General features: G+C 71.0%; 25 protein-coding genes. 6 read left to right on the top strand and 19 right to left on the bottom strand.

Annotated features, from left to right (window positions below):
• Nucleotides 1–287: 287 nt before the first annotated feature.
• Nucleotides 288–1,571 carry a geranylgeranyl reductase family protein gene (locus ACIF9R_RS06095; RefSeq protein WP_399975007.1) on the bottom strand — a complete coding sequence of 428 codons (1,284 nt, stop codon included), beginning with the start codon at nt 1,569–1,571 and terminating at the stop codon, nt 288–290.
• 98 nt (nt 1,572–1,669) lie between these two features.
• On the opposite strand from ACIF9R_RS06095, the gene ACIF9R_RS06090 reads away from it, so the two are divergent.
• Nucleotides 1,670–2,179: a GNAT family N-acetyltransferase gene (locus ACIF9R_RS06090; protein ID WP_399975005.1), complete on the top strand. Its 510-nt coding sequence runs from the start codon at nt 1,670–1,672 to the stop codon at nt 2,177–2,179.
• Nucleotides 2,180–2,333: 154 nt separating this feature from the next.
• The gene (locus ACIF9R_RS06085) at nt 2,334–2,657 is read left to right on the top strand and encodes a PASTA domain-containing protein (RefSeq protein ID WP_399975723.1); all 324 of its coding nucleotides are present in this window, start codon (nt 2,334–2,336) and stop codon (nt 2,655–2,657) included.
• Between the two features lie 46 nt (nt 2,658–2,703).
• On the opposite strand, the gene ACIF9R_RS06080 is transcribed toward ACIF9R_RS06085, so the two are convergent.
• From ACIF9R_RS06080 to ACIF9R_RS06050, 7 genes are all read right to left on the bottom strand, one after another.
• Nucleotides 2,704–3,399, bottom strand: a complete 696-nt coding sequence (locus ACIF9R_RS06080; RefSeq protein ID WP_399975002.1) for a demethylmenaquinone methyltransferase — start codon at nt 3,397–3,399, stop codon at nt 2,704–2,706.
• Between the two features lie 359 nt (nt 3,400–3,758).
• Nucleotides 3,759–4,409, bottom strand: a complete 651-nt coding sequence (locus tag ACIF9R_RS06075; protein WP_399975000.1) for an imidazolonepropionase-like domain-containing protein — start codon at nt 4,407–4,409, stop codon at nt 3,759–3,761.
• Nucleotides 4,410–4,416: 7 nt separating this feature from the next.
• Entirely contained in the window at nt 4,417–5,616 is a 1,200-nt protein-coding gene (gene mqnC, locus ACIF9R_RS06070; protein ID WP_399974997.1) for a cyclic dehypoxanthinyl futalosine synthase, read from the bottom strand.
• 78 nt (nt 5,617–5,694) lie between these two features.
• Nucleotides 5,695–6,429 carry a prepilin peptidase gene (locus tag ACIF9R_RS06065; protein ID WP_399974994.1) on the bottom strand — a complete coding sequence of 245 codons (735 nt, stop codon included), beginning with the start codon at nt 6,427–6,429 and terminating at the stop codon, nt 5,695–5,697.
• Nucleotides 6,430–6,442: 13 nt separating this feature from the next.
• A complete protein-coding gene (locus tag ACIF9R_RS06060) occupies nt 6,443–9,391 on the bottom strand; it encodes a BTAD domain-containing putative transcriptional regulator (RefSeq protein WP_399974992.1) in 2,949 nt (982 codons plus the stop codon).
• Nucleotides 9,392–9,517: 126 nt separating this feature from the next.
• Nucleotides 9,518–10,411 carry a hypothetical protein gene (locus ACIF9R_RS06055; protein WP_399974990.1) on the bottom strand — a complete coding sequence of 298 codons (894 nt, stop codon included), beginning with the start codon at nt 10,409–10,411 and terminating at the stop codon, nt 9,518–9,520.
• A 33-nt stretch (nt 10,412–10,444) separates the two neighbouring features.
• A complete protein-coding gene (locus ACIF9R_RS06050) occupies nt 10,445–10,870 on the bottom strand; it encodes an ATP-binding protein (protein WP_399974988.1) in 426 nt (141 codons plus the stop codon).
• Nucleotides 10,871–11,105: 235 nt separating this feature from the next.
• Between ACIF9R_RS06050 and ACIF9R_RS06045 the strand changes: the two genes are divergently transcribed.
• From ACIF9R_RS06045 to ACIF9R_RS06035, 3 genes are read left to right on the top strand one after another with little or no spacing between them, the layout of a single operon-like run.
• Complete coding sequence (locus tag ACIF9R_RS06045) at nt 11,106–11,957, top strand: helix-turn-helix domain-containing protein (protein ID WP_399974985.1); 852 nt, start codon at nt 11,106–11,108, stop codon at nt 11,955–11,957.
• Between the two features lie 6 nt (nt 11,958–11,963).
• Entirely contained in the window at nt 11,964–12,170 is a 207-nt protein-coding gene (locus ACIF9R_RS06040) for a DUF397 domain-containing protein (protein WP_399974982.1), read from the top strand.
• A gap of 48 nt (nt 12,171–12,218) precedes the next feature.
• Nucleotides 12,219–12,428 carry a DUF397 domain-containing protein gene (locus ACIF9R_RS06035; protein WP_399974980.1) on the top strand — a complete coding sequence of 70 codons (210 nt, stop codon included), beginning with the start codon at nt 12,219–12,221 and terminating at the stop codon, nt 12,426–12,428.
• A gap of 54 nt (nt 12,429–12,482) precedes the next feature.
• Here the strand turns inward: ACIF9R_RS06035 and ACIF9R_RS06030 are convergent, their stop codons facing one another.
• The 10 genes from ACIF9R_RS06030 to ACIF9R_RS05985 all read right to left on the bottom strand — a co-directional run bounded on the left by ACIF9R_RS06030 (nt 12,483) and on the right by ACIF9R_RS05985 (nt 19,291).
• Nucleotides 12,483–12,743: a hypothetical protein gene (locus ACIF9R_RS06030; protein WP_399974978.1), complete on the bottom strand. Its 261-nt coding sequence runs from the start codon at nt 12,741–12,743 to the stop codon at nt 12,483–12,485.
• Between the two features lie 11 nt (nt 12,744–12,754).
• On the bottom strand, nt 12,755–13,204 hold the full coding sequence (locus tag ACIF9R_RS06025) for a TadE/TadG family type IV pilus assembly protein (protein ID WP_399975721.1): 450 nt from the start codon (nt 13,202–13,204) through the stop codon (nt 12,755–12,757).
• A gap of 11 nt (nt 13,205–13,215) precedes the next feature.
• Entirely contained in the window at nt 13,216–13,641 is a 426-nt protein-coding gene (locus ACIF9R_RS06020) for a TadE/TadG family type IV pilus assembly protein (RefSeq protein ID WP_399974976.1), read from the bottom strand.
• Nucleotides 13,642–14,091, bottom strand: a complete 450-nt coding sequence (locus ACIF9R_RS06015; RefSeq protein ID WP_399974973.1) for a TadE/TadG family type IV pilus assembly protein — start codon at nt 14,089–14,091, stop codon at nt 13,642–13,644.
• Nucleotides 14,092–14,114: 23 nt separating this feature from the next.
• Nucleotides 14,115–14,366, bottom strand: a complete 252-nt coding sequence (locus ACIF9R_RS06010) for a hypothetical protein (RefSeq protein WP_360390482.1) — start codon at nt 14,364–14,366, stop codon at nt 14,115–14,117.
• 64 nt (nt 14,367–14,430) lie between these two features.
• Nucleotides 14,431–15,342 carry a type II secretion system F family protein gene (locus ACIF9R_RS06005; protein WP_399975718.1) on the bottom strand — a complete coding sequence of 304 codons (912 nt, stop codon included), beginning with the start codon at nt 15,340–15,342 and terminating at the stop codon, nt 14,431–14,433.
• Nucleotides 15,343–15,356: 14 nt separating this feature from the next.
• The gene (locus tag ACIF9R_RS06000; RefSeq protein ID WP_399975716.1) at nt 15,357–16,316 is read right to left on the bottom strand and encodes a type II secretion system F family protein; all 960 of its coding nucleotides are present in this window, start codon (nt 16,314–16,316) and stop codon (nt 15,357–15,359) included.
• 61 nt (nt 16,317–16,377) lie between these two features.
• Nucleotides 16,378–17,685, bottom strand: a complete 1,308-nt coding sequence (locus tag ACIF9R_RS05995) for a CpaF family protein (protein WP_399974969.1) — start codon at nt 17,683–17,685, stop codon at nt 16,378–16,380.
• Nucleotides 17,682–18,545 (bottom strand): hypothetical protein, encoded by an 864-nt coding sequence (locus tag ACIF9R_RS05990; protein ID WP_399974967.1) that lies wholly within the window; start codon nt 18,543–18,545, stop codon nt 17,682–17,684. Before ACIF9R_RS05990 ends, ACIF9R_RS05995 begins: the two co-directional genes overlap by 4 nt.
• Nucleotides 18,546–18,562: 17 nt before the next feature.
• The gene (locus ACIF9R_RS05985; RefSeq protein ID WP_399974965.1) at nt 18,563–19,291 is read right to left on the bottom strand and encodes a hypothetical protein; all 729 of its coding nucleotides are present in this window, start codon (nt 19,289–19,291) and stop codon (nt 18,563–18,565) included.
• 447 nt (nt 19,292–19,738) lie between these two features.
• On the opposite strand from ACIF9R_RS05985, the gene ACIF9R_RS05980 reads away from it, so the two are divergent.
• On the top strand, nt 19,739–20,311 hold the full coding sequence (locus ACIF9R_RS05980; RefSeq protein ID WP_399974963.1) for a hypothetical protein: 573 nt from the start codon (nt 19,739–19,741) through the stop codon (nt 20,309–20,311).
• Nucleotides 20,312–20,339: 28 nt separating this feature from the next.
• Here ACIF9R_RS05980 and ACIF9R_RS05975 read toward each other — a convergent pair.
• The coding region (locus tag ACIF9R_RS05975) for a transposase (protein ID WP_399974960.1) at nt 20,340–20,893 on the bottom strand (554 nt) is incomplete at its 5' end.

Below are 20,893 nucleotides of genomic sequence, written 5' to 3'. Positions count from 1 at the left end.
CGGGCCCTCTCGTCCGCCGAGACGCCGGGACACCGGCTCCGCCCGGCCGTATCTCCCGCACCGGGCGCCCCGGCCCCGTACTCCCCGCACACAGGACAAGATCACCCTTTTGCCCGAATTGCTCTTCCCGCGCGCCGCGTTGACGGCACAGCCACGCCCCGACGGCACTCCCTGAAGACCCGTGGCGGCCCCTCACGGCGCCCGGCACGGACGCCGACGGCCGGGTGCCCCTCCTCGGGACCCCGGCCGCCCACAGCGCCGCTCACGGCGTCGGCATCAGACAGACGTCACGCCTTCGGTGCCACCTTGCTCAGCCCGTTGATGATGCGGTCCATCGCGTCGCCGCCCGTCGGGTCGGTCAGGTTGGCGAGCAGCTTCAGGGTGAAGCGCATCAGCATCGGGTGGGTCAGACCTCGCTGGGCGGCGATCTGCATGACCTTCGGGTTGCCGATGAGCTTCACGAAGGCACGGCCGAGCGTGTAGTAGCCGCCGTACGTGTCCTTCAGTACGCGCGGGTAGCGCTGGAGCGCGATCTCCCGCTGCGCCGGAGTGGCCCGCGCGTGCGCCTGGACGATCACCTCGGCGGCGAGCTGTCCCGACTCCATGGCGTAGGCGATGCCCTCGCCGTTGAAGGGGTTCACCAGACCGCCGGCGTCACCGACGAGCAGCAGCCCGCGGGTGTAGTGCGGCTGGCGGTTGAAGGCCATGGGAAGCGCGGCACCGCGGATCGGGCCGGTCATGTTGTCCGGGGTGTATCCCCAGTCCTCCGGCATCGAGGCGCACCAGGCCTTGAGGACCTCGCGCCAGTCCAGCTCCTTGAAGGACTCGGAGGTGTTGAGCACGCCGAGGCCGACGTTGCTGGTCCCGTCGCCCATGCCGAAGATCCAGCCGTAGCCCGGCAGCAGCCGGTCCTGCGGGCCCCGGCGGTCCCACAGCTCCAGCCAGGACTCCAGGTAGTCGTCGTCGTGGCGCGGCGAGGTGAAGTAGGTACGGACCGCGACACCCATCGGCCGGTCCTCGCGCCGGTGCAGCCCCATCGCGAGGGACAGCCGGGTGGAGTTGCCGTCGGCGGCCACCACCAGCGGTGCGTGGAAGGTGACTTCCCGCTTCTCCTCACCGAGCTTGGCCTTCACCCCCGTGATGCGCCCGGTGCGGTCGTCGATGATCGGCGCGCCCACGTTGCAGCGCTCGTACAGCCGGGCGCCCGCCTTCTGGGCCTGCCGGGCGAGCTGCTCGTCGAAGTCGTCGCGCTTGCGGACCAGACCGTAGTCGGGGAAGGAGGCGAGTTCAGGCCAGTCCAGCTGGAGGCGCACCCCGCCGCCGATGATGCGCAGGCCCTTGTTGCGCAGCCAGCCGGCCTCCTCGGAGATGTCGATGCCCATCGCGACGAGCTGCTTGGTGGCGCGCGGGGTGAGGCCGTCGCCGCACACCTTCTCCCGCGGGAACTCGGTCTTCTCCAGCAGGAGCACATCGAGTCCCGACCGGGCCAGGTGGTAGGCGGTGGTGGAGCCGGCTGGCCCGGCACCCACCACGATCACATCGGCGGTGTTGTCGGAGAGGGGCTCGGTCACGGCGGGATCTCCCCAGGGTCGAAAATCTGCGTGCCGGCCGGCACTGGACACGGGCAGTCTATTCAGCAGAATTGATCACCCGGCTGAAGGGCTGCCCCGTGAACCGAGCTCTCCCCGCTGTACGGCTGCGCGTCCCCACCCATGAGGACGCCCACGCCTGGCACCGGATCTTCGACGACCCGGAGGTCATGGAGTTCCACGGCGGCAAGGCGGCGGATCTGTCGGTCTACGAGGAGCTCACCGCCCGCCAGCGCCGGCACGACGCCCAGCTCGGCTACTGCCTGTGGACCCTGCTCGACGCCTCCGGCCAGGTCATCGGCTTCACCGGCGCCCAGCCGTGGGAGCGCGACTGGGGCCCCGCGGGCGAGACGGAGATCGGCTGGCGCCTCGCACGGGAGCACTGGGGCAAGGGATATGTCACCGCGGCGGCCCGGGAGACCGTCGAGCGGGTGACCGCGGCGGGCCTGAAGGGCGTGGTGGCGATGGTCGACGCCCGCAACGCCCGCTCCATAGCGGTCACCCGGCGGCTGGGCATGCGTCTGGCCGAGACCTTCATGACACCGGTCTCGCGGCGCGAGGCTCACTGTTACCGCCTGGACCACCTCTGACCGCTCACCGACCTCGGCTTGATTACTCTAAGTAATCAATTGTCACGGAACGCCACTTGATGCTTCCGGCGGGCGCCGTGCCGGTCTACTCTGCCGGTACCGCTGGGGGGTGACGTCCGTGCGTGTGACACCCAAGGGGCCCGGGGCACCGGAAGTGCGCGTGCCGCGCCTGGTCGGCCTGATGGCCGTGGACGCGCGCGAAGTGGCCCGCGCGCAGGGCCTGTTCGTGAACGCCCCGGACCGGCCGGACTTCCACCTCGCCGTCGTCGACTACGTCGTGCGCCAGTACCCGGGGCCCGGTACCGAGGTGCCCAGGGACTCCGTGGTCCATGTGTGGTGCGACTTCGGTGAGGGCGACGGCGGAGGTGGCGGGGTCCGCGAGCCGCGCGGCCCCCTGCCGCCCACGGGCGGACTCCGCGGCGAACGGGAGGAACCGCACGACGGCGGTCCCCGCACCGTGGTGCTCACCCGTCCCTGAAGCGAGCCGAACCGCCCGGACCGCCCCGGCGGCGGACCGCGGCCGGTCAGCTGTCCTTGAACCCCCGGTGCAGCGCCACCACACCGCCCGTCAGATTGCGCCACGCCACCTTCGACCAGCCGGCGCCCTTCAGCCGGTCCGCGAGGGCCGGCTGGTCGGGCCAGGCACGGATGGACTCGGCGAGATAGACGTACGCATCCGGGTTGGACGACACCGACCGGGCGACCGGCGGCAGCGCCCGCATCAGGTACTCGGTGTAGACGGTGCGGAACGGTGTCCAGGTCGGGTGCGAGAACTCGCAGATGACGATCCGCCCGCCGGGCCGGGTCACCCGGTGCATCTCGCGCAGCGCCGCGTCCGTGTCCTGCACGTTGCGCAGGCCGAAGGAGATGGTCACGGCGTCGAAGACGTCGTCCTTGAAGGGCAGCCTGGTCGCGTCACCGGCGGTGTACGGCAGCCAGGCGTGGTTGCGCTTGCCCACCCGGAGCATGCCCAGGGAGAAGTCGCAGGGCACGGTGTAGGCGCCGGCGCGGGCGAAGGGCATCGACGACGTGCCCGTGCCGGCCGCCAGGTCCAGGACCTTCTGCGCGGGCCGCGCGTCGACGGCCTTCGCGACCTCCTTGCGCCATCGCCGGTCCTGGCCGAGGGACAGCACGTCGTTGGTCAGGTCGTACCGTTCCGCGACGTCGTCGAACATCGAGGCGACTTCGTGCGGCTGCTTGTCCAGGGATGCGCGGGTCACGGGCCCATTCTTGCAGCCCGCCCGCGCGGCGGAAGCGCGGGCATGACGTGAGCGGGCGACACCCGGCCCGGGAGCGGGCGGCATCCGACCGGGCGAGGCCGTGCGGGGGCGGCTCAGCGCCGCCGGGGCCGTGCGCGGGCGGGCTCAGCACCACCGAGGCCATGCACGAACGCGCTCAGCACCACCGAGGCCATGCGCGAACGCGCTCAGCACCACCGAGGCCATGCACGAACGCGCTCAGCACCACCGAGGCCATGCACGAACGCGCTCAGCACCACCGAGGCCATGCACGAACGCGCTCAGCACCACCGAGGCCATGCGGGGGCGGCTCAGCACCACCGAGGCCATGCGGGGGCGGCTCAGCGCCGCCGGTGCACCAGGCGTCCGGCGACGACCGTCGCCAGGCAGGTCCCGGCGCCGCGCTCGGCGAGTGCCGCCTCGTCGGGCACGTCGAAGACCGCGAACGTCGCCTCCCCGCCCTTCTCCCCGTCCACCGGAAGGGGCAGCAGCATCGCCTCCGCCGGGCTCCGCCCCGCGAGGGGGTCGAACACCGCGGGGCCGTCCGGGTCCCCGAAGCGCTCCTCCACGCTCAGGCCCGCCCGAGTCACGGCGGCCACGGCGGCCGGCCGCCACAGGTCACCCGCGACGGCCACGACCCCGTGCGCCAGCAGCCGCTGCACCCCGCGCCGCGCACTCTCGCCCCAGCGGACCCCGGTCATCTCCAGCCGCGCGAGGGCCTCGCCGGTGAGCGGCTCGGTGCCCAGCTCGTCCGCCTCGTTCGGGTCCGGGTGGTAGGCCTGCTCCAGCAGTTCGGGACCGTACGGATTGACCAGCCCCGGCATGAGCACGCCCGGCCAGCGCCGGATCCGCGCGGCCGGGTGGGCGGCGGCGAGTTCCCCGTACGGGCCGACGGCCGCCAGCTCCCGGCCGTCCACCAGCACGGCGCCGTCCGGCAGGGCGGACCGCCGGCCCCCGGGAAGCAGCAGATCGGCCGCGTGAATCGTCAGCACGGCAGGGTCAGTTGGGGGCGAGGAGGGTCAGCTCCGGGTGAGCCGTGCCGCCCTCGATGGCCGTGGAGGAGATGTGGGAGACCACGCGGTCGTCGACCGGGTCGTTCGCCGGGTCGTCGTGCACCACGAGGTGCTCGTACGTCGTCGACCGCTGGGCCGGCACCCGGCCCGCCTTGCGGATCAGGTCGATGATCTCCATCCGGTTGGAGCGGTGCCGGGCACCGGCGGAGGAGACCACGTTCTCCTCCAGCATGATCGAGCCGAGGTCGTCCGCGCCGTAGTGCAGCGAGAGCTGGCCGACCTCCTTGCCGGTGGTCAGCCAGGAACCCTGGATGTGGGCCACGTTGTCGAAGAAGAGGCGGGCGATGGCGATCATCCGCAGATACTCGAAGAGCGTGGCCTGGGTACGGCCCTTCAGGTGGTTGTTCTCGGGCTGGTAGGTGTACGGGATGAACGCGCGGAAGCCGCCCGTACGGTCCTGCACGTCCCGGATCATCCGCAGGTGCTCGATCCGCTCGGCGTTGGTCTCGCCGGTGCCCATCAGCATGGTGGAGGTGGACTCGACACCGAGGCGGTGCGCGATCTCCATGATCTCCAGCCAGCGCTCGCCGGACTCCTTGAGCGGGGCGATGGCCTTGCGCGGGCGCTCCGGCAGCAGTTCGGCGCCGGCGCCGGCGAAGGAGTCGAGCCCGGCCTCGTGGATCCGGGTGATGGCCTCGTCGACCGGCACCCCCGAGATCCGGGCCATGTGCTCGACCTCGCTCGCCCCCAGGCTGTGGATGACGAGCTGCGGGAACTCCTTCTTGATGGCGGCGAAGTGCCGCTCGTAGTACTCGACGCCGTAGTCCGGGTGGTGACCGCCCTGGAACATGATCTGCGTGCCGCCGAGTTCGACGGTCTCCGCGCAGCGCCGCAGGATGTCGTCGAGGTCGCGGGTCCAGCCCTTCGCCGTGTCCTTCGGCGCCGCGTAGAAGGCGCAGAACTTGCACGCCGTGACGCACACGTTGGTGTAGTTGATGTTCCGCTCGATGATGTACGTCGCGATGTGCTCCGTACCGGCGTACCGGCGCCTGCGGACCGCGTCGGCGGCGGCGCCCAGCGCGTGCAGCGGGGCGTCGCGGTAGAGGTCGAGGGCCTCTTCGGGGGTGATCCGCCCACCGGCGGCGGCACGGTCGAGGACGGTCTGAAGGTCGGCCTTCTCGGTCACCGGCGTCCCTTTCGCAAGGTTCGTAAGGGTTGTGGACAGACCGGTCCAGCGTACGTCAGCGGCTTCCCGCGGCTGACGTCAGGCCGCGTACGCGCCGATCAGCAACCCCGTGAACGCGCCGCTGATCAGGAACGGCCCGAACGGGATCGCCGTCTTGCGTCCCGCCTTCCGGGCGAGGACCAGCGCACCCCCGTACAGCGCCCCGAGCACGAATCCGGCGAGGGTGCCGAGCATCACCGTCGGCCAGCCGTACCAGCCGAGGACGGCGCCGGCGCCGAGCGCCAGCTTCACGTCGCCGAAGCCCATACCGCCCGGGTTGACGAGGAACAGCACGAAGTAGCCGGCGCCGAGCGCGAGCGCGCCCAGCAGGGCCGTCGTCCACTCCCCCGCGTGCTCGGGAACGAGGGCGGTGAGGCCCAGGAGGACCAGGGCGGCCGCCGCGAACGGGAGAGTGAGCGGGTCGGGCAGCCGCTGGACCCGGAAGTCCACGACCGCCAGGAGCACGCCGACGGGCCCGAGCAGCAGCCAGACGCCCAGTTCGGGCCGGGTCCCGGTGGCGGCGGCGAGGGCGGCGCAGACCAGGGCGGTGACGACGACGGAAGCGGCGCCCGGCCCGTACGGCGGTCCCGCGCACGGGCCGCACCGCGCCGGTCCGAGCCAGCCGCGCACCGGATGGCCCGCCGGGCACGCGGTGCGCCAGGCCTCCCCGGACGGGGCGGAGAACCGGTAGGCGGCACGCGGCAGCACCGCGCCGGCCGCCGCGCCCCACAACGCGGCGACGGCGATCAGCGAGACATACAGGCCGTCGTTCATCCCGCCGGGCCGCTCATCCCGCCGCCGCGACCGTGTCGCGCCAGCCCGGCAGCAGTTCGTCGAGCAGCGCCTCGGTACGGGGCGGCAGCCCGCGGGCGCCGCTGCGGCCGATGAGGTCGGCGGCGAGGGTGGTGAGCCGCTCGGGCTCGCCGAGGGCATGGGTGGCGCGCAGCAGTTCGTTCCACAGCCGTTCGTCGGCCGGGGCGGTGCGCAGCGCGGCGTTCAGCGCCTCGATGGCCTTCTCCGCGCGGTCCTTCACCAGGTGGAAATCGGCGAGCGCGAGCCCGGTGTCCGCGACAAGCAGCGGGAGCTGGGCGTCGACGATCTCGTGGGTGAGCCAGCGGTAGCGGCCCTCGGGCCGGCCGGCGAGCAGCGGCCCGCGGACCAGCACCAGCGCGTCGGTGAGCAGCCGGCCGCGCACGGCCCGGCTGTCGACGCCCTTGCCCTGGGTCGCCTCGTGGTAAAGGGACCGCAGCACGTCCAGGTCGGAGACGACCGACGGGGCGAGGACGAGCCGCCCGGTGGCGTCGGTGCCGAGGCGGGGGGTTCCGTCGGGGTCGGTGCCGAGCCAGTCGCGCAGCCGCTCGACGAGCGCCTCACGCACGTCGTCGGGGACCCCGCGCGGCCACAGCGCGGAGGCCAGCACGCGCGGGTGCACGCCCTCGCGGTGCAGGAGCAGCAGCGCGAGCGCCTCGTGGAGCAGCGCGCTGCGCTCGTCGTCCGGCGCCTCCAGACCGATGATCTCGTACGGTCCGACCAGGCGCGCGTACACGGCCGGGCGTCCCTGCTCGCTGATGTCGACGAGGAACGGCGGTGTGTCGCCGGGTCCGTCGGGACCGCGCTCGGGGTCCGCTTCGACGAACAGCTCCACGACCGCGTGCAGTTGGGCGGCGGGCAGGAGCTGGGCGTCGAGTTCCAGGCCGAGCAGGGGGGCGAGCAGCCTGCCGTCGCCGGTGATCTCCATCTCCCAGGCGGCCCCCGGCAGTTCGCGTCCTTCGGTGCCGACGAGGTAGCCGATGCCGAGGCGTCCGGCGTCGGCGGCGAGTTCGGCGAGGGTGACGGCCTCCTCGGCGGACGGCTCGGCGGCGAGCAGCACGAGGTGCGGGGCCCAACGGGTGTGCTGGGCGGGCCCGGTGCGGCCGGTCAGCACGGAGTCGTGGCCGGCCGCGCCCAGGGCGCCCCGCCGCTGCCGCGTCTCGGCCTCCATGGTCTCGATCAGCGCCTCGATACCGTCGAGGTGGCGCAGGCGGTTGGGCGCGAGCGGGGTCAGGTCCTCGCCGAACCCGACGAGGGTGATGGTCATCCGGTCCGACCAGCCGTTGGTCGCCAGTTCGGCGGCGACGGAGGCGAACACGGCGGCCCGGTCGGCCTCGCTGCCGCTCAGGGTGACGAGGCCGGGGACGGACTCCAGGTTGAGCAACAGCCGGGAGCCGTCCAGGGTGCCGAGGCTGACGAGGCCCGGGTACGGAGCCGCGGTGCCGTCGTCCTCGTACCGTGCGGCGTCCTCCTTGGCCAGCGTCCAGAGCGTCTCGTCCTCGCCGTGCCGCCACGGGGCCGGCGGCTTCCCGGACGGCTGGGCGAGCTGGAGGTGCAGGTCGTCACCGCCCAGCCAGGCCGCGTAGACGATGGGCAGCGGGCGGGACTCGGCGGCCAGCGACGCGGCGAGCCCGCGCAGCGACCGGTCGAGCAGCCGTACGCCCTCGGGGTCGGCGCCGACGAGCAGCGCGTCCTGCGCGTCCAGGGCGTCCCCGGCCGGTGTCGGCGGCTCCATCCCGCGCCGCCGGCCGACTCCGGCGAACGCGGACTGCCACAGTGCCTGCCGGCGCCGGTGCCCGAGCGCGCCGAGCAGGCCGGCGGCGAGCAGGGGCGCGGCGAGCAGGGCTTCGGGGAGGCCGAAGGCGGAGGAGTCCTGGGCGGCGGGGGTGGCGTGCTGCCGTTCCTGCTGATGGCCGCTGTGGTCGTTCGCGGGTGCGGGCGCGGGGGCCGGCCGCTGCTCGGGCACCGAGACCTGGTCGGCACCACTGCCGCCTCCGCCGCCCCGCGCGTGGTCCCCGGTCCTGTCGTAGTCGCGGATCTGCTGCCGCACCTCGGGCGAGACCTCGGGCGCTTCGTCCGGCATCTCGACGAGGTCGCCGCCGCGCGCGTCGCCGGGCATCTCCATGATCCAGCCGGGCCGGATCAGACTGGCCTCGGACAGCCGGGAACCGTCGGGCTGGGCGCGGTCCTTGTTGAGGTCGAAGATCTCCTTGTAGCGGCGCCCGTCGCCGAGGTGCCGCTCGGCGATCTCCCACAGGGAGTCGTGGTGCCGGCCCTCGGGCGGCTGGATCCGGTAGAACTTCGTGTCGCCCCGCTGTGTGGCGCTGCTGCCCGCAGCCGCTTCGGCGTGCGACGCCTGCTCGGCGAGGGCGGCGGCGGTACCGGCCGCCTGCTCCTGCTGCTGGGCGAAGAGGCCGGGGGTCTGCTGGGCGGCGGCCACAGTGGGCCGCTGGTTGCCTTCGATGCTCTGCCCCAGCTGCCCCAGCCCCGGTGTGAAACTGGCGGCGGTGGCGCCGACGAGCAGCAGCGCGGCGACGAGCTGCCGGGCGAGCAACTGGCTCGGCCCGGCGCCGGGCACCCGCCCCGGCACCCCGACCCCCGACAGCGCGGCCTTCATCTCGACGAGCACGCACGCGGTGAACTGCGCCCAGGCGAGCCAGACGACGAAGGTCAGGATGGAGAGGAAGGTCCCGACGGAGATGTCCTGCTTGAGCCACTCCATCGGCTCGAACGTCTCCGGGAACGGCCAGCCGGCGGTGACGGCCAACGCGAACGGCACCCCGACGAGCAGCACGAGCAACGCCACGAAGGCGAGGAACGCCTTGACGAAGTCCCCGAACGACCGCCGCCGCACCCGCACCGGCTGCGGTGTCCGGTTCCTCGGAGCCGTCGGGCTGGACGAGCTGGGACTGCGGCGTCGCGGCATGGCGGGTGTCCTGGGTCGAGTGGGAGGAGGTCTGTTGAGCCTACGGAGATCCTATTGACTCGAACGGCCCCAGTCGAAGGCCTCCTCTCGCCGCAACTCCCCCGACGGCACCGCAGGACCGGTCGCTCAACCGCTGAACAGGTCTTCGGCCCGGGTGGCGTGAACAGCCCGCTGCGCCCAGAGTTCGAGCTGATCGAGGTCGGTACAGGCCTGGACCCGCTCCCGTACGACGTCAGGCACGGCGATTCCCCGCCACTCCAGGATGCGCAGCGTCATCGCGGCACGATCCTCGACCCGGCCTTCTTCCCGTCCTTCTTCCCGGCCTTCCTCTCGCACCTGCTCCGCCACCGGGTGCCGGAAGAAGTAGTGGATCGCCGCCATCAGGTCCCTCCAGATTTCCTTGGCCTGGTTGTCGATCAGGCATGAGTCGACGAACGCGACGAAAACCGCCGCACTCTCGGCGTCCATGGTCCGCAAGGCAGTAGCCAGCGGTTCCAGTATGGCGGCAGCTCGCTTCCCCCGGCCATGTGTCATGGCCGAGAGCACGGCAAGCGGTACATCCCGCTCCGCCTCCCGCTCATCCGTGATCACCGGCACGTTCTCCGGGCCCAGAACCAGTGGCCGAACGGTCAGCGAGTGCCAGCCGGGCAGTCCGAGCCTGATCGGCCGAGCCGCCCACCGTGCCGTGGCCCTGCTCTGAGTGATCACGATGAGGACCGGCTCACAGTGGTACTTCGCATACAGGTACGCCAGGTAGTACGCCCAGCTTCCCCGCTTGGCGTCGTCCACTTTTCCCTGCGCCTCGACGACCAGGAGGTACGCCCCCTCGTCCGTCTCCACGCGCATCAGCGTGTCCACGCGCCGCTCGACCGGCTCGATCTCGGTCAGGTCCGCGTTCAGCACCGCGAAGTCCCGCGGCTCGGGGAAATGAATGTTCAATACACGCTGCAACGCCCGCGTCAGCAGCGCGGGGTCCTTCTGGAAGACCCTGTGCAGCGCCTCGTGCGACGAGCTGACCATCAGCTCTCCTTCCTGGTCGGCTTGATCAACGAGTCAGGCCGCAACGAGGTCACACCACACGTACTTGCCACGACTGCCGTCCCTCGCGTGGGGCTGCCAGCCCCACAGGTCCGCGCAGGCCCGCACCAGGGCCAGCCCCCGCCCCTCCTCCGCCTCAGCAAGCTGCTCCCAGCGCCCCGGCGGCTCGGGCGGTTCCGGGTCCGTGTCCCAGGCGCCGATGCGCAGCACGCCGTCCGACCAGCCCACACGCAGCGCCGCCGGGCCCTTCGTGTGCCGTACGGCATTGGCGACCAGCTCGGTGGCCAGCAGTTCGGCGGTGTCGACGAGGCCGATCAGGCCGTGCATCGTCAGGATCAGCCGGAGGGTGCGGCGGCAGACGGTCACGGCTCGTGGGTCGTTCGGGATGGAGAGGGTGTACTCCCAGGAGGCGGCGGCCTCTTCGACGCCGGTTTCGGGCATGCGTGGACTCCCGTCAGGGTGAGAACAAGGCTGGTTGGTGGCAGCGAACGGGCGGTGGCTCCGCCGCGTCCGTCACGGCATGACGGAGCGGTGCGCTTCCGGGACCCCGGGTGCCGCAGAGTATGCGTCGCATCACTGACGGTAGGGCCAAAATTTGGGCCCACGCAAGCCATTGCCATACTCTTCACCCCGAACGTGTCACTGCCGATCGGCAGTTGAAGGCGAGGAGCACGCCATGCCGCGCAGGCAGCAGGCCACCGCACGCCAAGAGCGACTGGGCGCTGAACTGCGGAAACTACGGGAGGCCGCAGGGCTCAAGGGGCGCGAAGCCGCCTCGCTGCTCGGTACCGACTCCGCACAGGTGAGCCAGATCGAGGCCGGCCTGGCTGGCGTCAGCGAGACACGCGTACGCCAACTTGCCGCTCACTACTCCTGCACGGATGAAGAGTTGGTCGAGGCACTGGTTGCCATGGCCACCGACCGGACACGCGGGTGGTGGGAGCGGTACAAGGGCCTGCTGCCCGCTTCGTTCCTGGACCTCGCCGAGTTGGAGCACCACTGCACCCGCCGACAGGACATCGAGTTCCTGCACGTACCCGGCCTCTTCCAGACAGAGGACTACGCCCGCGCAGTCTTCTCCTACCGGGTCCCCAAGCTGCCCCGCGACGACCGCGAACTGCGTGTCAGTCACCGCTTGGAACGCAGACGGATCATCGAGGAACCTCACTGCGTCCCGTACACCGCCATCATCCATGAGGCAGCACTGCGCATCCGCGTAGGTGACCGGACCGCTGCGCGCGCTCAACTCCTCCATGTCCTGGAGCTCTCGGAGGCACGCCACATCACCGTGCGCGTCATCCCCTTCGACCTGGACGGCTTCGCGGGAGCCACCAACGCCATGATGTACGTGGGCGGTGTCGTACCCAGGTTGGACACAGCCGTACGGGACGCACCACAGGGGGCCGCCTTCATCGATTCCGAAGCTCACCTCAACGCACTGCAAACGCTGTTCCATATGGTGGAGTCCGCGAGTCTCGACCCTGCGCGCTCACGCGACTTCATCCACCGTCTGGCGAAGGAGCTGTAAGGCACCATGACCGCACCCAACCGCTGGCAGAGGGCGTCGCACTCCGGAAGCGGCGACGGCAACAACTGCGTAGAAATAGCACGCTTCCCCACCCACACCGCCATACGCGACTCAAAACACCCTACCCACGGCCCCCTCTCCTTCCCTACCGCCGCCTTCACCGCGTTCGTCCAAGCCCTCCAGCCTGAAGCCGGGTCACCGGTCGATCAGTGACGTGAAGGCGTTCCGTACATCGGACGGCGAAGGAGCTGTAAGGCAACCGTGGCCACACCCGAGACTTGGCAAAGGTCGTCCTACTCCGGTGGCGGTGACGGCAATACCTGCGTGGAGATCGCACCGCTGCGCACCCGAGTCGCCATACGCGACTCCAAACACCCCACCCGCGGCCCCCTCTCCTTCCTGGCCCCCGCTTTCAACACGTTCGTCCAAGCCCTCAAATCAGGTGGTGGGGACGGGCTCGGAGACACATGAGCCGGGTCCCGATCTGCGAACAGACCGGGACCCGGCTCACGTCGGGAACGACGCTCAGAGCATCCCGGTGCGCACGGCACCCGCGTGGGCCACCGAGCCGCCGAGACCGGCTGAGACGCTGAAGGGGTCCGCCTCGACATACACACTCACGCTGAAGGAACCGTGGTCCGCGACGACGGCCGCACCGGCGTCGATGCCGAAGGAGACGGAGTGTCCACCGGCGACGTTGTCCAGGTCCGCGTCGGAGATAGGCGGCCCTCCGGTGAACGGTGTGCAGGTCCGAAGGATTTTCTCCGGTCGGGGCGGCCGTGACACCTTCGGGGGCGTCAGCCCACCTCGTTCTCCGCCACCGCCTGCCCGTGCACCACCACGTCACCGCCGTAGAACATGCCCGTGAAGACCGGAGCGTAGGTGAGCTGCACCTCGACCTGCACCCCGGCCGCGGTCGCCGCCACACAGTGCGTCGCCGCGATGTCCGGGCCGGACATGTCCATTTCGCGGGCGAAGGCCTTCACCCGGGCGTCGCAGTTCTCGTAGTTGATCGGCGCGGGGCCGCCCTCGTTGTCGTAGAGGGCTTCGCGGTCGATGTCCTGGGCGGCGTAACGGGCCGCCTGCTCCGCGATGTCGGCCGCGCGCTCCCGCTTGGAGATGGACAGGCCGCCGTCGATGACGAAGGCCGCCAGGGACAGGAAGACGAGCGCGAAGATGATGACCGCGCCGGCACCCGAGCCGCGGTCGTCCAGCCGCGTACGGCGGTCCGAGACCCATACCCGCATACGTGCCGCTCTCACGCCGTCCTCCGGTACGGGTCCAGCGGCGAGCTGAAGCTCGCGGTCAGGGTCGTCGGGATGTCCAGTCCCAGCATGGCGAGACCCCGCACCTCGCAGCTCACCTGGACCGTGAAGATGGTGTCCGGCTCGAAGCCCTGGCTGGTCTGTACGACCGACACCGGACCGGAGCAGATGTCCGTGAGGTTCGCCTCCGCCGCCGCCCGCGCCTCGGCCATCGCCGTGCCGTGGTCCTTCTGGATCGAGCCCGCGCGGGCCGCGTCACGCGCCGCGCCGTCCAGCGCGCCGCGCCCGTCGACCAGTTGCCCGAAGCCCACCAGGACGAGAATGAACATGATCATCACCGGTGCAAGGATGACCACCTCGATGGTGGACAGACCCCGGTCACCCGCCCCCGGCCGTCCGTCCCCCAGGGGGAACCCCATCTAGTTCTCCCCCTCCTGCACGAACCGCTCCACCGGCCCCATCGACTGCGCGTGCACCGTCAGGTCCAGGCCCGGGAACACCGTCGGGATGCGTGCCGTGATCTCCACACCCACCGTGTCCTGCTCGGGCTGGAGCATCTTCACGTCGGGCCCCAGCACCAACTGCGGGCCGAGCTGCTGGATGTAGCTGTCCACCACGCCCCGCGCCTCGCCCCGCCAGCCGCCCGGCTGGGCATCCGCCGTCGCACGCGCCTTGCGCGCACCCGCCTGGGCCGCCGCCTGGGCGACGTGATCGGCGAAGAAGTACAGCGCGAACTGCACCGTCGCGAAGATCATGAAGAACAGGACGGGCGTGAGGAACACGAACTCGATCGCGGTCATGCCGGACTCACCGCGGGCGGAGGCAGCCTCCACCCGTCGGCGTACCCAGCGTCGTACGCGCACCGGCATCCCCGTAGAAGACGTAGCGGCCGTCAGCAGGTACCGCTCGCGTTGGCGCCCTTGATGCAGTCGCCGACCTTGTTGGCGCCGTCGCTCAGCGCGGCGTTGATGATCGCGGCCACCACACCCACGATCGCCACGACGACCGCCGAGATGATGACCCACTCCACCGCGGAGGCACCGCGGTCCAGTTCGCCGGAGCGCGCCCGCTCCACGCGGGCCCGCATGAAGGTGACCAGGAAGTCCACGGCAGGGATGCCGGTGTGGAAGGTACGTCCGTTCATGACGCGTTGTCCTCTCGAATTCGGTTCACGGAAGTTCTGACGTACGGCGCAGAGGTCGCGGTTCTCACACCTGGAACACCCTCATCGCCGCCGGGAAGATCAGGAACACGAGGAACCCCGCGCACAGCAGCAGCTGCGCGACGAGCATCGACTGGGACTTCTCTCCCGCGCTGCCCTCGATCTCGGCGAGTTCGCGGTGCCGCATGGTCTCGGCGCGGGAGGCGAGGGACTCGCGCACCTTGGCACCGTCGTCCGCGACCAGCGCGAGCGAGGCGGAGAGGTCCTTGAGCTCCTCCACGCCCAGCTCCTCCCCCAGCTGCCCCAGCGCCTGCCACTGGCTGATGCCGGTGATCCGGGCGTCGGCGAGGGCGCTGCGGATCCGTTGTGCCGCCCATCCGTCGGACACCTCGGCCGCCGCCATCAGCGCCTCCGGCAGACCCCGGCCACCGGCCAGGCTCATCGACACCAGGTCCAGATACGCCCCGATCACCCGCCGCAGGTCACGCCGCTTCTCGGCGGCGTCCCGGCGTACCTCCAGGTCGGGCAGGAAGAAGAACAGCGCCGCGCACAGCAGGGCCATCCACACCGGGACGACCGGGCTGTCGGCGAGGGCGAGCGTCCAGACGATGGCGAAGAGGAACGGCCCGAAGAACAGACCCGCCACGGCCAGCAGCACCTTCGTCGCCAGGAACTTCTCCCAGCTGCGCCCCAGCACGGCGAGGTCCGAGCGCAACGAGCGCTGCTCCCACCCCTGCTGCAGGTACAACTCTGCGACACGTGCGCCCACTTCGGCCCGCAGCGAGCCGAAGCGGCCGGTGTCCGCCGCCGCCGTACGGGCCGACTCGTACGCCGTTCCCCGCGCCCGCATGGCGTCGATCCGGGCGACCTGGGAGATCGCACTGCGCTTGGTCGGCATCAGCGCGCGGACCAGGACGTAGATGCCCAGTCCGATGACCGCGCCGACGACGACCGGCATCGTCAGTTCGTCACTCACCGGCGTACCCCCTCTTCCGGCTGGAACGGCGCCTGCTGCCGGTCCGGCACGGCACCGGGTGTACGCGGACGCACGAACAGCACCGCCGGCTCGTCGCGCACCAGGAACCGTTCGGGCGTCTCGATGGTGGACAGCTTGCGCAGCCACCAGAAGCCGAGCGCGAACAGGCCGCAGACACAGGCCAGTACGAGCTGCCCGACCGCCGTACCGTACGGCTCGACGAACTCCCGGTTGAAGATGGACAGTCCGAGCACGAACGCGACCGACACCGCGACGACGATCTGCACCGACCGCCGGGTGGAGGAGCGCTGCGCCATCACCCGCTGCCGCATGTCCACCTCCTCGCGCGCCGACTTCGCCAGCGCGCCCAGCACCTGCCGCAGGCCGGGGCCGCGCAGCCGGGCGTTGAGGATGAGCGCGGCGACGATGATGTCGGCGGAGGCGTCGTCGATCTCGTCGGCGAGCTGCTGGAGCGCCTCGGCCAGCGGGGTGCGGGAGCGCAGCCGGTCGACGAGCGCGTCGAGGTGCGGACGCAGCACGGGCGCGGCGGCACGCGCGGACGCCGGGATGGCCTGCTCCAGACCCACCGCACCGGCGATGGTGTCGCGCAGCGACTCGGTCCAGGACGCCAGCGCCTCCACGCGCCGCATCGCGGCCTTCTCCTCCGCGGCCCCGCCGAAGAGACGGTCCCAGAAGAAAACGAGGACGGCGGCGGCGATCCCGGCGACCGTCCAGCGGGTCAGCAGCAGCACGGCGAGACCGACGAGCGCGGCGAGGGAGCCGCGCCGGCCGGCGAACCGGACCAGCTCGTTCGCCCGCTCGCTCGCCTTCTGCTTCTCGTGCTCGGGCTTCGCGGGCAGTCCGCGTACGGCGACGGCGAACAGGGCGAGTCCGCCGCCGACCGCGACACCGGACGCGAGCGCGTACAGGACGGTGGTGGAGAACAGGCCCCCCATGGCGCCGAGCGAGTCGAGCGCGGCCAACGGGCTGGTGGTGGAGGTGGAGGTACTCACCGGCTCACCCCCACGTTCCGCTGGGCCGGTAGCCGTAGGCCATCAGTTCCTCCAGGCAGGCTATGGGGGCGTGCGCGGTGACCCGTCCGTCGGGGGCCTGAGCGAACACCTCGCTGGACAGCACGCGTCCGTCGACGCCGTTGACCTCGCGCACGGAGGTGACCATGCGCTGGAGACGGCCGCCGCTCTGGTAGTCGTTGCGCCGCTGGATGAACACGACGAAGTTCACCGCGCCCGCGATCAGCATCTGGCTGGCCTCGATGGGCAGCCGCTCCGTCGCCTGCAGGGCGTAGGTGGAGATGCGGTTGAAGACCTCGCTGGAGCTGTTGGCGTGGATCGTGGACAGCGAACCGTCGTTGCCCTGGGACATCGCGTTCAGCATGGTCACGATCTCGTCGCCGAGCACCTCACCGACGATGACGCGGGAGGGATTCATACGCAGCGACCGGCGCACCAGTTCCGCCATGGAAATGGTGCCCTGACCCTCGGAGTTGGGCAGCCGCTCCTCGAACGCCACGACGTTGGGGTGGAGATCGGGGAAGGTGTCGAGGCCGAGCTCCAGCGCCCGCTCGACGGTGATGAGCCGCTCCTGCGGCGGGATCTCGTTGGCGAGGGCGCGCAGGAGCGTCGTCTTACCGGCGTTGGTCGCGCCCGCGATCATGACGTTCTTGCGGGCGCGGACGGCACAGGCGAGGAAGTGGCCCAGCTCGGGGGTCAGCGTCCCGTTGCCGACGAGGTCGGAGATGAACACCTTGCCCATGCGCGCACGCCGGATGGACAGCGCGGGCCGCCGCGTCACGTCCATGACGGCCGAAAGACGCGAACCGTCCGGGAGCCTCAGGTCGAGCTGGGGGTTGGCGGAGTCGAAGGGCCGGGACGACAGACCGGAGTACGCGCCCAGCACCTGGATCAGCTCGACGAGCTCCTCGTCGGTCTCGGCGACGGCGTCACCGCGCACCTCGCGGCCGTCCGAGTAGCCGACGAACACCTGGTCACAGCCGTTGATGTCGATGTTCTCGACCTCGGGGTCGTCCAGCAGCGGCTGGAGCCGCCCGACCCCGAACAGCGCGGCGTGCACGGCGGCCGCGTACTGCTCCTCGGTCTCGGCGTCCGGCGGCGTACGGCCCGCGTTGATCTCCGCGCGGGCGTACTCCTCCAGTATCTGGGCGATGACGGCACGGGCGTACTGCCGCTCGTCCTCGGTGGACATCGGCGTGACGGCGGCCACCTGGTCGAGGCGGCGCTGTTCGGCGATCCGGTCGCCGGCTTCCTGACGGAACCGCTTGACCAGCTGATGGTCGACAGCAGTCATCGCCCGGCTCCGTGCGCCTGGGGCGGCTGCTGGGCCTGCTGTGCCTGCTGTGCCTGAGCCGCCCATGCGGCGCCGTACTGCTGGTACACGTCGGCCGTCACCTTGCGCGCGGAACGGATCAGCAGCGACTTGTCGAGCCGCCCGCGCCTGCGCCCGGCCAACTGCTCGGCACCGGCCGGGTCGTCGGCGAGGGTGCCGACCACCCGGGCACCGGTCTGGGCGTGCACGAGCATGTCGTTGACCTGGGACGCGAGCTTGGCCGCGTTCCCCGTGTCGGCGATCAGCACGACCCCGATCACCGGGTTGCCGAGAGCCGCCGCGCCGCGCGACCCACCGTGCAGCTTCCCGGCGAGCGCGGCGGCCCGGTCCCGTACGCGCGCGAGCGCCTCGGGCTCGGTGCGCGAGAGGAGCAGGACGAGGGAGGCGTGCGGGAAGAGCTCCACGGCCGGGGTGTCCCCGCTGATCCGCCCGCAGTCGGCGATGACGTCGGCGGGCGCGTGCGGGGAATCGGCGAGCGCGGCGAAGGCGTGCCCCAGCGTCGGCCACAGCCCGGCGAGCCCGGCCGCCTGCTCGGCGATCCCGAGCCCGACGAGTACTTCGAGCGCTCCGCTCAACGGCTGCACATGGTCCCAGAGTTGCTCGGGCACCAGTCCGCGCCGTGCGGTCGCGGCGATGGACAGCATCCCGGTGTTGGGGTTCAGCGGCCCGCCGTGCGCGGCGGCACTGCGGTACACGAGGTCACCGCCCGCCGGGTCGGTCTCGGCGAGCAGCACCCGCCGCGGCCAGACCGCCGCGAGGGCGACGGCCGCGGTGGTGACGCCGGGGGAACCCTTGTCGGCGGCGAGGGCGATGAGGGCCATGGGTCGGGTGCCGCCTTCTAGTTGCCAGGGACGAGGACGAGAGCCACCTCGCCGTTGGAGGCGGCCTGGGTGAGCGCCGCAGCGTCGGCGCTGTCGACGAGCAGCGTCACCGGCTTGTTGGTGCTGCTGATGAGCTCGTCGCTCTTCGTCTTCTCGGCGAAGTCCACGCGCGCCTGCTCCACGATCACGGCGTTGCTCCCTCCAGCGGCGCCGGAGGAACCGCCGTCGGCCTCGTCGGAGTCGGACCGGGAGGTGCCACCGACACGGTAGGCGGCAACGGTGTCCCCCGACTTCAGCCCGGTCGGGTACTGCCCCTCCTTGAGGGAGAGCCCGACGAGTGCCTTGCCTTCGGGGACCTTGGCCTCCTCACCGAACATCTCCCCGACGGCGACGACACCGCCCGGGATCGTGGTGACGGCCTTGAGCTTCTTCAGGGCGTCGAGCTGCGACCACTCGACGTAGTGGATGCCCGGGTCCTCGGCGACCATGACCGACGTGGTGTTGGCATTGGTGACCGCCTGCCCGGCGGGGATCTCCTCGGTGATCTTCACGACCTCGATCCGCTCCCCGGCCTGCAGCACGAGCATCGTGGCACCGAGCGCACCGACCAGGATCAGCAGCACCGCCAGCGCGGCCAGCGCCGGCTTGCGCTCACGAGGAGGAGTCGGAAGCCGGTCACCGACCGCCGGCCCGGCCGGAGCCGCGGAACGGCCGGCGCCCGCCCCCGTACGTTCTTGGATCTTCACGCCACAGCTCCCCGTACACCCAAGGCGATGTCTGCCAAGTTCCCTGAAACCCTGACCACTTCACCCACGCCCACTCACGCACGGACATGCGCGACGGGCCGGACCTACCCGCCCAACCTGGGCGAATAGCCAACGCTGAGGGTGACTGTCAAGCCATCGCACCGTATCAGCCACACATAAGCCCCTCAAGGCGGAGTTCACCGCACTCACCTCACCTCACACACCGTTACCTATCTGCAATTTCACTGTTGAACAACCCAGTTGGGACCACCGGACTCCCTGTGCGTGAGCGAACCGTCGGCTCACACCGCCCACCACGGCGGACATGCGGTTCGTCACGTACCGCACACGAGCCCTGCACGATCCACTCACGAGGGCACCGTGCGACCGTGCCATGCTCTTCGCCCGGACCAGTGACGGGACGTACGGGGACAGGGGGACACAAGAGTGACGAAGACTCGAACGCAACCGCTTCCGCTGAACGGATCGGCTCTGGCGAGCGACCCACGCCTGCTGGAGAAGGTTCACGCGATGGGTGCGCGCCACGGCATCGACTACACGGACGACGCGGCGGTGACCGAATTGTTGACGGAACGGCGCCGCACTCTGGAACGCATCCAGCGCGGACCGCTGGTCTGGTGGGGTGCCCTCATCCTGACGGCAGCCGTGCTCTGGCCGTTCGTGGCGCCGGCCATCCCCGGACTGGCGGACAACCCGGTCCTGTCCTACGCCCCCGCCGGTCCCCTGCTGCTCATCGCCGTGGCGTGTATCGCCCTCGTCCACGTCCGCTGGAAGCGCGAACTCACCCAGGAAGCCCTGGCCGGCTACCGCGAGGTCCTCGGCCTCGCGCGAGCCCACGGCCGCGGGCCTGCCCATGTACCGGCGTGGCTCGAGGGCCGCACGTCGGGCGGGAACGGAAAGGGAAAGGCGCCTGTCCCGACGTACCCGCGAGTGGAACCGCGACCGGCGGATGCCGGCCACCAGACCGGCGGCTCTTCCATCAGCCTGCCGGTACCTTGAGGTTCCCCCGCTGCGCGGGAGTGGCTGACTAGCAGGTCAGGGTGGATTGACGTGGTTTCAGGTTCACTTGTTCGGCTGCTGCCTGGCTGGCGTAGTGCTTCTCTTCGTACTCGATCGGGCTGAGGTAGCCGAGCCGTTTCTGGACGCGGCGGGGGTTGTAGAAACCGTCGATGTACTCGAAGAGCGCGAGGTTCGCTTCGGCCCGGGTGGCGAAGACCCGGCCGCGGATGCACTCGGTCTTGATGACCATCCACAGGTTCTCCGCGAGGGCATTGTCGAACGAGTCGCCGACCGAGCCCATGGACGCCTGGATACCGGCCCTGACCAGGCGCGTTGTGAGCTTCACGGACGTGTACTGACAGCCGTGGTCGGCGTGGTGGATGAGCTCACCGCCCGGGTGGTGGCCTGGGAAACCTCCGCCCGCGCAGACGCGGACCTGGTCCTCACCTCTCTGGAGTACGCCCTGGCCAGCCGCGAAGTCACGCCCGCGGGAGAACGCGTCGCGGATCGCGGACAGCCACAACGGCCCCTCCAGCGTCGTGACCACGGTCAGGTCGGTCACCCACAACCGGTTCGGTCCGT

Origin of the sequence: Streptomyces sp. NPDC086080, assembly GCF_044540255.1 — a bacterium.
Taxonomy (GTDB): Bacteria; Actinomycetota; Actinomycetes; order Streptomycetales; family Streptomycetaceae; genus Streptomyces.
Note: the sequence above shows the minus strand (reverse complement) of the source record. Positions and strands in the feature narration are given on the sequence as shown.

Coding starts and splice junctions, on each gene's coding strand:
- ACIF9R_RS06065 (WP_399974994.1), bottom strand. CDS start 6,429: ATGAACGACGGCCTGTATGTCTCGCTGATCGCCGTCGCCGCGTTGTGG.
- ACIF9R_RS06060 (WP_399974992.1), bottom strand. CDS start 9,391: ATGCCGCGACGCCGCAGTCCCAGCTCGTCCAGCCCGACGGCTCCGAGG.
- ACIF9R_RS06055 (WP_399974990.1), bottom strand. CDS start 10,411: ATGGTCAGCTCGTCGCACGAGGCGCTGCACAGGGTCTTCCAGAAGGAC.
- ACIF9R_RS06050 (WP_399974988.1), bottom strand. CDS start 10,870: ATGCCCGAAACCGGCGTCGAAGAGGCCGCCGCCTCCTGGGAGTACACC.
- ACIF9R_RS06045 (WP_399974985.1), top strand. CDS start 11,106: ATGCCGCGCAGGCAGCAGGCCACCGCACGCCAAGAGCGACTGGGCGCT.
- ACIF9R_RS06040 (WP_399974982.1), top strand. CDS start 11,964: ATGACCGCACCCAACCGCTGGCAGAGGGCGTCGCACTCCGGAAGCGGC.
- ACIF9R_RS06025 (WP_399975721.1), bottom strand. CDS start 13,204: ATGCGGGTATGGGTCTCGGACCGCCGTACGCGGCTGGACGACCGCGGC.
- ACIF9R_RS06020 (WP_399974976.1), bottom strand. CDS start 13,641: ATGGGGTTCCCCCTGGGGGACGGACGGCCGGGGGCGGGTGACCGGGGT.
- ACIF9R_RS06015 (WP_399974973.1), bottom strand. CDS start 14,091: ATGCCGGTGCGCGTACGACGCTGGGTACGCCGACGGGTGGAGGCTGCC.
- ACIF9R_RS06010 (WP_360390482.1), bottom strand. CDS start 14,366: ATGAACGGACGTACCTTCCACACCGGCATCCCTGCCGTGGACTTCCTG.
- ACIF9R_RS06005 (WP_399975718.1), bottom strand. CDS start 15,342: ATGCCGGTCGTCGTCGGCGCGGTCATCGGACTGGGCATCTACGTCCTG.
- ACIF9R_RS06000 (WP_399975716.1), bottom strand. CDS start 16,316: ATGGGGGGCCTGTTCTCCACCACCGTCCTGTACGCGCTCGCGTCCGGT.
- ACIF9R_RS05995 (WP_399974969.1), bottom strand. CDS start 17,685: ATGACTGCTGTCGACCATCAGCTGGTCAAGCGGTTCCGTCAGGAAGCC.
- ACIF9R_RS05990 (WP_399974967.1), bottom strand. CDS start 18,545: ATGGCCCTCATCGCCCTCGCCGCCGACAAGGGTTCCCCCGGCGTCACC.